Origin of the sequence: Paraburkholderia kirstenboschensis (assembly GCF_904848585.1) — a bacterium.
Classification (GTDB): Bacteria; Pseudomonadota; Gammaproteobacteria; order Burkholderiales; family Burkholderiaceae; genus Paraburkholderia; species Paraburkholderia kirstenboschensis.
The window spans coordinates 60,490-72,468 of the sequence record NZ_CAJHCR010000024.1; the positions used below are offsets into that span (position 1 = coordinate 60,490).

The following is an 11,979-nucleotide window of genomic DNA, read 5'->3' on the forward strand; positions in this document are numbered from 1 at the left end:
CCGCGCTGCTCGGCCTGCATTTACACGATTTCCAGGCGCGGCGCCGGATTGTCTCGCAAGGCGTCGAATGATCTGACGCATGCGTAACGCGGCTTCGTTGTTCGCAGACCGTGGGCCGTAGCCGGTGGGTTGTCGTGCCGACCGCCGCGCAGTGGCACTTCGCTACCGCACCGCGATCGGGGTTATGTGCAATTACTGCAATCGTGTCTTTAACTCGTTCGCGAGCTGGCGAATCGCGGCTTTTGTCTCCGCATCTTCGGCGAGCGCGTTCAGCAGACCGAAGTCGTGGATGGTGCCGTCATAACGGGTCGTCGCGGCTTCGTTACCCGCTGCGTCGAGCTTGCGGCCGTACGCTTCACCCTCGTCGCGCAGAACGTCGAACTGCGCGACCTGGATCAGCGCAGGCGGCAGGCCCTTCAACTGATCCACCGAGGCACGCAACGGTGACGCATAGATCTCGTTACGCTGGGCCTGATCCGTCGTGTAGGCATCCCAGAACCATTTCATCATGGGGCGCGTCAGGAAGTGGCCCTCCGCATAGGCGTTGTAGGATCCATCGTCGAAATTGTTATCCGTCACCGGCCACATCAAGCCCTGGAAGCGGATCGCCGGGCCCTGCTTGTTCTTCGCCATCAACGAGACGACCGCGGCCATGTTGCCGCCGACGCTGTTGCCAACCACCGCAAGGCGGCTACCATCCACGCCGATTTCACTGCCATGGGCAGCAACCCACTTCGTGGCGGCATAGGCCTGATTGATCGCGACCGGATAATGCGCCTCCGGCGACGGCGTGTAGTTCACAAACACCGCCACTGCGCCCGATTGCACAACGAGGTCGCGCACCAGACGCTCGTGCGTCTGGAAGTCGCCGAGAATCCAGCCGCCGCCGTGGAAGAACATGAACACCGGCAGGGTGCCTGTCGCCCCTTTAGGGCGCACGATCGTCAACGGCACGGAGATGCCGTCCTGTTCGATGTCCTTGCTAGACACATCGATTCCGGATAGATCGACCTTTACACCATTCTGCGCGTCGATCAGTACCTCACGCGCCTTCGTTGGCGGCAGCGTGTTGATGGCGGGCCCGGTGCCGCTGTTCAGCGCCTGGAGGAACTGGCTCGTTACGTGGTCGGGCGTAGCTGGCGCAGCGGAGTTCGCCGCGACTGCAAACGTAGTGCTGGCAGCAAGGGCGACAGCGACCGGCAGGGACTTGAATGGTTTCATGGGGGATGCTCTCTTCAGATTGGGTTAGACGATGGTCGTCACGAAAGGGATCAAACGAGGGCGAGCGTGACGTCGATGTTGCCGCGCGTAGCGTTGGAGTACGGGCAGACGATATGAGCCTTGTCGACCAGGACTTGTGCCGCTGCGCGCTCCATGCCGGGCAGCGCGATCTTCAGTTCGACCTCGATGCCGAAACCGTTCGGGAGGGCGCCTATGCCGACGCTGCCGTCAATCGAGACATCCGCCGGGATGGCGATCTTGTCGCGGGCAGCGACGAACTTCATCGCGCCGAGAAAGCACGCGCTGTAGCCGGCGGCGAACAGCTGTTCGGGATTGGCGCCTTCACCGCCTGTCCCCCCCAGTTCCTTGGGAGTGGTGAGCCCGAAGTCGAGCTTGCCTTCGGGGACGACAGCACGGCCGTCGCGACCGCCTGTGGCGTGGGCGTGAGCGCGATAGAGAATTTTTTCGAGTGACATGGTGAGGCTCCAATACAAAGATGTAGTTGAGGAGATAGTCGATGGTGCGTGTTCAGCGCGGCCGCCATCCGTCTATGGGCGGGCGGCGATGACGCCAGTCAGTACAAAAGTTCCAATCAGTTTCGTGTTCATGGTCATTGATCCGTTCATATGCATCTACTGATAGATAGACAAATCGACGAAGGGAGATATGACGTCCTCGTTTCTGTCTAATCTAGTCTATCTACGCGAAGATAGATAGGTGGTCAAATTAAAGAGATGAATCACCACCTCACCTTACAGCTTTACTGCACTACCGCTTTACCGCACTCACTTTCAAGGTAGCCTCGATATCTTCGAGCCGGGCCTTCGTCTTAAACAACCGGCTTGCCAGCACGCTGCCCTGATAAGCCGCGAAGAGCGCGCGCGCGGCACTTTCGGGTTTGCCGTTGACCGTCAGCGTACGCTCCTGCGCACCTTGCGCGAGCACTTTCGCCAGCCAGTTTTCGTTGGCCTTGAAAAAAGCCTGTATCGAGTGCCGGATGTTGTCCGGCAGCGACTCGATGTCGGCTGCGAGCATGCCGCACAGACAAATCTGATTGCCGTCCCCCAGGGTCCTGCCAAACAACTTCGTATATTTGCTGAGCTTCGCATCGGCCGGCAATGCTGCGTCGATTGCCTTGACGGTATTGAGTACTTCGCTGCTGTACTCATTGACCGCTTCAAGTACCAGATCGTCCTTCGACGGGAAGTAGTAGTGGATACTCGACGTCTTCACGCCGACCAGTTCCGATAGATCGCGGTAGCTAAAGCCGTTGTAACCGCGGAGCATGATCAGCGTGATCGCGTGGTCGAGAATCTGCTCGCGTACTGTTGATGTCGTGTCCATAGGCTTACTGTATCTACTCATAGATAGTCAGTCAAGGGGGATTTCTCTAACTATGTCGTGTCAGAGCTCGATGGGTCGGATTGGAAAGGCCGCATGTCCGCGCCGTGCGTTCTTTCGCACGCTGACACCGCGCGCCCGCGTGTATCGATCCGGGCCAATGCGCTAGCGCGGCAGTGTGTGCTCGTACATGTATCGGCGCGACCACGGCAGCGTCGCCGCGCTACGCCCGGCCTTGCGGCAGACGATCTGGTAGATCGAGACGTCGTCGTGCTCAAACGCGTAGGCGCAACCTGCCAGATAGACGCGCCAGATGCGGAACTTGACGTCGTCGACGAGCTTCCTGGCCTGCTCCGCTTGCGCCTCGAAGTTCCCGCTCCAGGTGTTGAGCGTGCGGGCATAATGTCGCCTCAGGTTCTCGATGTCGACCGCCTCCAGTCCGCCGCTCTGCAGCGCCTCGAGCGCGAGACTGATGTTTGGCAGCTCGCCGTCCGGGAACACGTAGCGGTCGATGAACTCGCTGCCGCCGAGGCCGGTCTCGCGACTGTCCGCGCCGGTGGAGATGATCCCATGGTTCATCGCGATGCCGTCGTCGAGGAGCAACGCGCGGATCCGAGAGAAATAGTCAGGCAGATTCCTGCAGCCGACGTGCTCGAACATGCCGACACTTGTGATGCGGTCGAATTGGCCTTCGACGTCGCGATAGTCCTGCAGGCGGATCTCGATGCGGTCCTCGACTCTGGCTGCTTTTACGCGCGCAGCGGCGAGATCGAACTGGCTCTGCGAAAGCGTAATACCCACACAGCGCGCGCCGAATTTCTGGGCCGCGCGCAGCACGAGCGCACCCCAGCCGCAGCCGATGTCGAGCAGGCGTTGTCCGGGCCGCAACTGGATCTTGGTGAGGATATGGTCGATCTTCTTGAGTTGCGCGGCGGCGAGGTCTTCATCGCCGTTCTCGAAGTACGCGCACGAGTAGACCATGTTTTCGTCGAGCCACAGTTGGTAGAACTCGTTCGAGACATCGTAGTGATACTGGATTGCCCGCTTGTCGGACCGCCTCGTGTGGCTCATGGCGCGCATGGCGCGCACAGCAGGGAGCGTGTCCGTCACGGTGCTACCGGCGAGCGCATACCCGATGTCGATGATGTCCGTGAGTTTGCCTTCAATATCGATCTTGCCGTTCACGTAGGCTTCGCCGAGATTGTCGAGACTCGGATCGAGGAGCAACGGCAACGCGGATGCGCTCCTGACGTTCAGCGTGACACGAGGCTCAGCGAACGTCCCAAAATCGAAATGCTCACCATTCCACAACACAAGGCGCGCTGGAAGGTTTGACGTCGACCGTATCTCCTCCGACCAGTGGGCCAGTTTTTTTGCAAAAAGCATCGAGATTCTCCTTTTTCCGTTGTAGCGAAGTCAGCCTGGCTGCCCGTCGGGCACCGTGCGTGAAGAGGCGAGCCCGCGGGTGCATCCGAGCCGGCGCCCCTTGGCCATGCGACGCGAGCAGTCTGGACATTGGGCGCCCCGATCCGCTGTCCACCCGATCGACGGAGAGCAAGGGAGCAGAAGCCGGCCCGTGTAGTCTAGGACGCGTGGTTTGGGGACCGCTATACCGGTTGCGCAAGGCAGATTTTCGAAGATGGTGAGTTGCCGCGAGGTGGCGTCTGTGCGTCAGTGCGGTGCCCAGCGCGCAAAACAGTATTCTGGAAACGGGACTTCCGGGGCGCACGGGCTGCCCTTTACCGTACTTGTCCCGCAATCGGCCGGATGAAGACGGATGCGCACCGCGCGGTTGCGTGCGCGCGTTGCTACTGCCTTACCACCTTCCAGCAACACTGAACGTCACAAGGAGCGTATGACTCTGTGCAAGCCCCTTCGTAAGAGATATGTCTTCCTCGCGTCGCTTTGCTCGATCGCGCTGCTTTCGAATCGCGTATCGGCCCAGACCGCACCGCCCGCGGTCAACGCGCGCGCCTGGGTCTTATTGGACTCGTCGAGCAATCAGATCCTCGCCTCGCAGAACGCCGAGGCGCGCATGGAGCCAGCGTCGCTCACGAAAATCATGACGGCGTATCTGGTCTTTCAGGCGCTGCAGGACAATAAAATCCGCATGGACGAAACGGTGTTGCCCAGCGATGCCGTTCGCTCGGTCGGCAAGGACGAATCGAGGATGTTCATCGAGCCGAACAAGCCGGTGTCCGTGCACGACCTGCTCTACGGGTTGATTGTAGAGTCCGGCAACGATGCCGCGATTGCACTGGCGGAAGTCGTGGGCGGCACGCAATCGCATTTCGTCGACATGATGAATGCCCAGGCCCAGGCGATAGGGATGAGCCACACGCACTTTGCGGACGTCAACGGCATGCCTGAACCGAATCACTACACGACGGCAGGCGATCTGGCGATTCTCGCGATGCGTCTGATTCACGATTTCCCGCAAGACTATCCAATCTTTTCGGTCAGGACGTTCAGCTACGACAACATCCGGCAGCTAAACCGTAATCGCCTGCTCTGGCTCGATCCGACTGTTGACGGCCTCAAGACCGGACATACCGACGCCGCCGGGTATTGCCTGATCGCCAGCGCTCTGCGGCCCGTACGCGGCGCCCCCGGCAAAACGCGGCGTGTCCTCAGTGTCGTGATGGGCGACCGGACGGGATCCGACCGTGTGCGCGACAGCCTGAGAATGCTCGACTTCGCCTACGATGCGTTCGAGGAAGTCGTGTTCTATAAGGCCGGTCAGGCGGTCGAGACGTCCCGCCTCTACGAGGGCACCGCATTGAGCGTTAGGGTGGGCGTGGCGAAGGACCTGGTGCTGACCGTGCCCGTCGGTCAGGATCGCGGCGTCAAGCCGAAGGTCTCAATCGTGTTACCGCTCGTCGCGCCGCTCGCCGCAGATCAGAAGGTGGGGAAGGTCGAGCTCGTCTCAACAGACGGCCGGGTTCTCGCACAGGCACCGCTTGTCGTGCTCGACGCAGTTCCGCAGGCCGGACTCCTTGCGCGAGCGTGGGACTTCATGCTGCTGCACCTCAATCGGCCCGGCTGACGGGATCGGGGGCCTCGCACGAGGCGTCCTCCGCCAGCATGCCGGGCGACGGCGCCCGTGCGCGGATGCGCGCCGTGGTGCGGCCTGCGTTGGCCGTCCTCGTCAGCCGCCGGTGACAGGTGGGAAAAACGCGACTTCGCTGTCCTGGCGCACGACGAACGTGCCAGCCACCAACTCGTGGTTGACCGCTGTGCGCACCGGGCGACCCTCGCTCAGGGCGTCGGCCATCCGCGCGTTGCGCGAGGCGAGTCTCGCCCGTAGGGCGTCCATCGTCAGATGCGGCGCGTCGATATCGACGGTTTCGTGCTCGATGCCAATCTGTTCGCGAATGCTCGCGAAATACTTGATGATGAGTTTCATCGTTGCATTCCTGTTGCGTGGGCGGTGGGGCAAGGCGAAGTCAGCCCCTTCGCATCATGGCCCGTTCGTCACGCGTTCTGGTTTCGACCCACTCGGCGGAGCCGTCGCGGCGGACCTGTTTCCTCCAGAGCGGCGTATGCCTTCCGAAAGTCCGTCACGAACTCGCACACCCTGAACGCGGCCGCACGATGCGGCACGGCCACGATCGCGACGGCATGGCGGAGCGCGACGCGGCTGATCCGGTGGACGACCTTCACCGCACCGCACCTCGACGTGGCCGAGACCTGCATCGCGAAGGGCGCGGGAGCGAGTCGAGAACGGGCGTCATGGCCAATCTACGCTGGGGTACGGCCGCATCGGCGATGGGGGGCGGCGATCGCGTTCACGATATCTTCGAGAGTCCGTAGCTGGTGAAAAGGTAGGGCAGCGTGCTTCACTGCACTGGCCTCCAAAGCCGGACGATGCCCGCGAAGAAGCGCGCGAGGCGGCCGGCTTGCCGGGCTTCATGCGCACGCCGCGCAGAACGAAGGGAGCTCCGAGCGACGTCAACGCGCCGCCCGTTGTCACGATCAGGTCGGACTGCGCAAGCAATGCGCGCAGGGTCGCGTGGATCGCACGTCCGTCGTCGCCCGAAATCAGGATGCCCCCGCGCAACGTCGCGAAGACATCGAGCATGTCGATGCCCCTGTTCGGCCGCGACGCCGATATGCGCCGGCTCGATGCGTAATCCGGCCGATAGCATCGGTTGTCCCGCGCGCACTTCTTCGCCGCGCCGGCGAATGGGCGCGCCAGCTAGCACCGGCGCGTCTCATGTTGCGGTTTCATCGGCCTCGCTGGCATGCTCCTGCATTGCAACTTGTCGGCCGCGAGCGGCACCAGGTGACCCGTGAAGACGCGCGTGGCAGCGCTGGACGTCGTCGAAGCTGAGAGTGTCAGGCATCGCTTGACTGGTCGATGGAGGGAGCGCGAGTCTGCTCGCGGCCGTAGTCCGAGGTGCGCTGGTGGCTTCGTCGAGCGCTTCTTCGGGCACCGGCGCGCCCGAAGGGTCGCTTGCCGGTGACGCTTCGCCGGCGGTGACACTGACAAAGATGCCTTGCGCACGGTGTTCCGCGCGCAAGGCGTTGTTGGCGTAGCGCGGTGGCCGCCTAGTGCTTGACCGGCACCAGCTTGCCGCGGAATAGATGGTATTGGTAAAGATTGTAGCCGACCATGATCGGGAAGACGGTGCCGATGCCGAAGAGCATGAAAGTGAGCGTCGCGCTACCCGAGGCGGCGGCGGCAACGGTCAGCTGGCCCGGCACGATGTACGGGAACAGACTGACGGCGAGCCCTGCGAACGAGATCACGAAGAGCAGCGTCGCCCCCACGAACGGGCCGTGTTCGCCGCGCATGTGGATCGCGTAAAGCACATACAGGAATGCCAGCGCAGCGAGCACCGCGAGCGCGATCAGCAGATGGAAGACGCCCTGTTCCTGCCAGCGCGTCACGCCGACCGGGCTCAGCTTCAGCGTCGCGATCGAAACCACCAGGGCCGCGGCCACGGTCGTGAAGACAGAAACGATGGCGTAGCGGCGCGCTGAGCTCTCGAGACCGCCCGTGGTCTTCTTCACGAGCCAGGTCGCGCCGAGCAGGCAATAACCGGATACGACGCCGATCGCCGTGACTGCGACGAAGCCGAGGCTCGAGGCGCCCGGCACGAAGCCGGTAAGAATCTTGCCGAGCACGATGCCTTGCGAGACCGCGGCGAGCAGGCTGCCGATGCCGAAAACGCGGTCCCACACGATCTTGCTCGAGTGGGCCGAGTGACGGAACTCGATGGCCGCGCCACGCATGATGAAGCTCGCGATCAGCACCATCACGGGGACGTAGAGATCAGAGAGGATCATCGCATAGGCTGCCGGAAAGGCGCCAAAGAGGGCGCCGCCGAGCACGACGAGCCAGGTTTCGTTGGCGTCCCAGACGTGGCCGATGGACTGGACCATGAGGTCGCGGTCGCTCTCGCGGCGCTGCAGCAGCGTGAGCACGCCCACGCCGAGGTCAAAGCCGTCCGTGACGACGTAGAGCACGAGCATCAGGCCGATGAGCCCGAACCATGCGTGATTCAACAGGTCCTGGGTTGATGCGGGGGTCATGATGATTTCCTGTAAGGTCAAAGCGAACTGGGGAGACGGCGCAGATCAATAGTCGACGGCGTGCGCGACGGCCTGGCGTGCGGGCTCGGCCGGCGGCATCAGGTCGAGATCCGGACCTTGACGCAGCCAGCGCCGGGCGAACACGAAGAACGACACGATCAGGATGACGAACAAGGCGCAGAACATGATCATGCTGCCCAAAACGGTGCCGGCCGGAATGGCGGAGGCCGCATGCTCGGTGCGCAGCAGACCGTAGACGAGCCACGGCTGGCGGCCCACCTCGCGCACGATCCACCCGCTTTCGACGGCAATGTACGGCAGCGGGATCGCCAGCACCCAGGCGAGCAGCAGCTTGCGCTGTGCAAGCAGCTTGTCGAGGTGGCGGCCCGACTTGCGCAATGCGTAGAGGGTCCAGAATGCGAGCACCATCAACAGGAAACCGATCCCGGCCATGACGCGAAACGCGTAGTAAAGCAGCGGGATCATCGGCGGCTGATTCTGGACGGGAATGTCTCTCAGGCCCGTGACCTGACCGTGCAGGCTGTGCGTGCCGAGAACGCTTAGCAGGCCGGGCACTTCAAGCGACCAGTCGTTGCGTTGTTTGGCGGCATCCGGCCACGCAAGGAGCGACCAGCTCGCACCGGTACCGGGTGCGTTCGTTTCCCAGTGGCCCTCGATCGCGGCGCCCTTGGCCGGCTGCGTTTTGAAGACGTCGACGCCGCTCGAATCGCCGAGCCAGATCTGCACGGGCGCGACGAATACCAGCAGCAGGAGCGCGAGCTTGAACGAGCGGACAAAGAACGCCGGATCGCGACGCTTGAACAGGTAGTACGCCGAGATGCCGGCGATCACGATGAGGCCCGTTTCGAGTGCGGCGAACCACATGTGCGACGCGCCCCAAGGCATGTCCGGGCTGAAGATCGCCTTGAGGTAGTCGGTGACGACGAGCTTGCCGTCCACCACGGCCACGCCGCTCGGCGTTTGCAGCCACGAGTTCGCCACCATGATCCAGAAAGCGGAGAGGGACGAGCCGAACGCGACCATCGCGGTGGCGAACAGGTGCACGCCCCTGGGCACGCGACCCCATCCGAGCATCATGATGCCGACGAAGCCCGCCTCCAGCATGAACGCTAGGGCCCCCTCGAAGCCGAGGATATTGCCGAAGAACTGGCCGGTGTATTGGGAAAACGGTCCCCAGTTCGTCCCGAACTCGAATTCCAGGGGAATGCCGCTCACGACGCCGACGGCGAAGTTCAGCAGCAGCAGCTTGCTCCAGAACCGCGCGTGGCGATACCAGACGACGTCGCTCGTCTTGACCCAAAGGCTTTCGACGACGAGCAGAAAGGCGGACAGGCTGATCGTGAGGATCGGCCAGAGTATATGGAAGATCGCGGTCAAGGCGAACTGGCCGCGGGCCAGATTCAGGGCTTCGACAGACATGGTGAACACCAGGTGATTAGAGAACAGGAAAGCGCGCGACTAGACTCCGCAGTGGGGGTCAGAATGCAGCCAGCACGGGCGGCTCGGACGAACGGTGCAACAACACGGGGATCGACTTCGAGGTCGGGGTGTTGCAGACATCGCCCACGCTTGACAGCGGAACCAGCGGATTCGTCTCCGGGTAGTACGCCCCGATGCAGCCGCGCGGAATGTCGTATTCGACGAGGCGGAAGTGGTCCGCACGGCGTTCGATACCGTCGTCCCAGACCGTGGTCATGTCGACCCAGTCGCCGTTCTTCAAACCGAGCATGGCTATGTCGGTCGGATTGATGAAAACGACGCGGCGCTGGCCGAAGACGCCGCGATAGCGATCGTCGAGCGCGTAGACCGTCGTGTTGTACTGGTCGTGAGAGCGCGTGGTCATCAGCGTCATCAGGCGTTCGCCGTGAATCGCCTTTGCACGGGCGATCGGCGTGTCCTGCTGCACGGCGTGTACGACGAAGTTCGCCTTGCCGGTCGAGGTCTTCCAGTCGCGCTCGCGCGCGGCCACGTGCAGATGGAAGCCGCCCGGGTGCTGGATGCGCTCGTTGTACCGGTCAAAGCCCTCGATGGCCTGCTCGATGGCGTCGCGGACCTTCGCGTAGTCGCGGGCATACGCGAGCCAGTCCACCTTCTCGTCGCCGAGCGTGGCGTGCGCGATGTTCGCGACGATTGCCGTTTCGGACATCAGGTTCGGCGAGGCTGGCTTGTTCATGCCATACGATATGTGAACCATGCTCATCGAGTCTTCGACCGTGACACCCTGAGCGATGCCGTTCTGCACATCTATCTCGGTGCGACCGAGCGTGGGCAGGATCAGCGCATTGGTACCGTGTACAAGATGGCTGCGGTTGAGCTTGGTCGTGATGTGGACCGTGAGGTCGCAGGAACGCAGGCCGTCGAAGGTCCGACGCGTGTCCGGGGTCGCCATGGCGAAGTTGCCGCCCAGCCCCATGAACACCTTCACTTTGCCTTCGATCATGTGCTCGACCGTCTCGACGACGTCGAGACCATGCTCGCGCGGTGGATCGAAGTCGAACACCTTGCCCAGCCGGTCGAGGAACGCCTGCGTGGGCTTGTCCTCGATGCCCACGGTCCGGTTGCCCTGCACGTTCGAGTGGCCGCGCACGGGACACAGGCCGGCGCCCTCGCGGCCGATATTGCCGCGCATCATCAGCAGATTTGAGAGCATGTGCACGGTCTGCACGGAATGCTTGTGCTGCGTAATGCCCATGCCCCAGGTGGCGATCACGCGCTTGCCGTTGGCATAGATGCGCGCGAGGCCTTCGACGTCTTCGCGGGCGACGCCGGACTGCGCTTCGAGAAGCGGCCAGCTTTCGTTCCGTAGGTCGTCGGCGAACGCGCTAAAGCCGACGGTGTGCTGGTTGATGAAGTTGAGATCGAGCAGGCGTTCCTTGCGGCTTTCAATCGCCTCGTCGTCGAGCTCGATGAGATGCTTGGCTACGCCCTTGATGAGCGCGAAGTCTCCGCCCAGTTTCGGCTGGATGAACGTCGACGCGATCTTCGTGCTGCTGAAAGTTAGCATTTCGACCGGATGCTGCGGGCTCGCGAAGCGTTCAAGACCGCGTTCGCGCAGCGGATTCACCGATACGATCGTGGCGCCGCGGCGCGACGCTTCACGCAGTTCGCCCAGCATGCGCGGATGGTTCGTCGCCGGGTTTTGCCCGAAGACGATAATGGTGTCCGCCAGTTCGAAGTCGTCGAGCGTGACCGTGCCCTTGCCTACGCCTACCGTCGTCGGCAGGCCGCGGCTGGTTGCTTCGTGGCACATATTCGAGCAGTCGGGGAAATTGTTCGTGCCGTACATGCGCACGAACAGCTGGTAGAGGAACGCGGCCTCGTTGCTCGCGCGTCCCGACGTGTAGAACGCGGCTTCGTCCGGCGAATCCAGCTGGTTGAGATGCCTTGCAATGAGCGCGAAGGCGTCGTCCCAGGCTATGGCCCGGTAGCGGTCCGTGCGGTCGTCGTACACCATCGGGTCGGTGAGCCGGCCGTGCTGCTCGAGTTCATAGTCCGTTTGCTTCATGAGCGATTCGACCGTGTTCGCCTCGAAAGACGCTGGTGTGACGCGCTTGGTCGTGGCTTCGGCCGCGACGGCTTTCACGCCGTTCTCGCAGAACTCGAATGTCGACGCGTGTTGGCGATCGGGCCACGCGCAGCCTGGGCAATCGAAGCCGTCCGGCTGGTTCTGCTTGAACAGGGTACGGTAGTTGCCGCCGGCAACGCGTTCCTTGATCAGATTGATGGCGACGTACTTCAGTGCGCCCCAGCCGGCGGCGGGGTGGTGATACGCCTCGATTTTGCCCTTTTGCTTTGCCTTGCCCATGCCCTTTGCTCCGTTGATTTCGCGCGGGCCCCGGTCTTTTTTCGACAGCGCCG

Annotated in this window: 11 protein-coding genes; 1 reads left to right on the forward strand and 10 read right to left on the reverse strand. The window is 62.6% G+C overall.

Translation table 11 applies throughout. The features are described from left to right. Positions 1 to 192 precede the first annotated feature (192 nt). The 4 genes from JMY24_RS34580 to JMY24_RS34595 all read right to left on the reverse strand — a co-directional run bounded on the left by JMY24_RS34580 (position 193) and on the right by JMY24_RS34595 (position 3,948). Positions 193 to 1,221 carry an alpha/beta hydrolase gene (locus JMY24_RS34580; protein ID WP_128598415.1) on the reverse strand — a complete coding sequence of 343 codons (1,029 nt, stop codon included), beginning with the start codon at positions 1,219 to 1,221 and terminating at the stop codon, positions 193 to 195. 50 nt (positions 1,222 to 1,271) lie between these two features. Beyond that, positions 1,272 to 1,697, reverse strand: a complete 426-nt coding sequence (locus JMY24_RS34585; protein ID WP_128598414.1) for an organic hydroperoxide resistance protein — start codon at positions 1,695 to 1,697, stop codon at positions 1,272 to 1,274. A 292-nt stretch (positions 1,698 to 1,989) separates the two neighbouring features. Further along, positions 1,990 to 2,565: a TetR/AcrR family transcriptional regulator gene (locus JMY24_RS34590; RefSeq protein WP_128598413.1), complete on the reverse strand. Its 576-nt coding sequence runs from the start codon at positions 2,563 to 2,565 to the stop codon at positions 1,990 to 1,992. Between the two features lie 162 nt (positions 2,566 to 2,727). Further along, a complete protein-coding gene (locus tag JMY24_RS34595) occupies positions 2,728 to 3,948 on the reverse strand; it encodes an SAM-dependent methyltransferase (protein ID WP_201703755.1) in 1,221 nt (406 codons plus the stop codon). A gap of 469 nt (positions 3,949 to 4,417) precedes the next feature. Here JMY24_RS34595 and JMY24_RS34600 point away from each other — a divergent pair, with 469 nt between their 5' ends. Next, positions 4,418 to 5,608 (forward strand): D-alanyl-D-alanine carboxypeptidase family protein, encoded by a 1,191-nt coding sequence (locus JMY24_RS34600; RefSeq protein ID WP_128598412.1) that lies wholly within the window; start codon positions 4,418 to 4,420, stop codon positions 5,606 to 5,608. 102 nt (positions 5,609 to 5,710) lie between these two features. On the opposite strand, the gene moaD is transcribed toward JMY24_RS34600, so the two are convergent. From moaD to JMY24_RS34630, 6 genes are all read right to left on the reverse strand, one after another. Continuing rightward, positions 5,711 to 5,968: a molybdopterin converting factor subunit 1 gene (moaD, locus tag JMY24_RS34605; RefSeq protein WP_128597784.1), complete on the reverse strand. Its 258-nt coding sequence runs from the start codon at positions 5,966 to 5,968 to the stop codon at positions 5,711 to 5,713. Positions 5,969 to 6,036: 68 nt separating this feature from the next. After that, positions 6,037 to 6,258, reverse strand: a complete 222-nt coding sequence (locus JMY24_RS34610) for a molybdenum cofactor biosynthesis protein MoaE (RefSeq protein ID WP_236597665.1) — start codon at positions 6,256 to 6,258, stop codon at positions 6,037 to 6,039. A 34-nt stretch (positions 6,259 to 6,292) separates the two neighbouring features. After that, complete coding sequence (locus tag JMY24_RS34615) at positions 6,293 to 6,643, reverse strand: hypothetical protein (RefSeq protein ID WP_164853798.1); 351 nt, start codon at positions 6,641 to 6,643, stop codon at positions 6,293 to 6,295. 470 nt (positions 6,644 to 7,113) lie between these two features. Beyond that, complete coding sequence (gene cydB, locus JMY24_RS34620; RefSeq protein WP_128597786.1) at positions 7,114 to 8,100, reverse strand: cytochrome d ubiquinol oxidase subunit II; 987 nt, start codon at positions 8,098 to 8,100, stop codon at positions 7,114 to 7,116. Between the two features lie 45 nt (positions 8,101 to 8,145). After that, positions 8,146 to 9,540 (reverse strand): cytochrome ubiquinol oxidase subunit I, encoded by a 1,395-nt coding sequence (locus JMY24_RS34625; RefSeq protein ID WP_128597787.1) that lies wholly within the window; start codon positions 9,538 to 9,540, stop codon positions 8,146 to 8,148. A gap of 58 nt (positions 9,541 to 9,598) precedes the next feature. After that, complete coding sequence (locus JMY24_RS34630) at positions 9,599 to 11,926, reverse strand: FdhF/YdeP family oxidoreductase (RefSeq protein WP_128597788.1); 2,328 nt, start codon at positions 11,924 to 11,926, stop codon at positions 9,599 to 9,601. Positions 11,927 to 11,979: the final 53 nt, after the last annotated feature.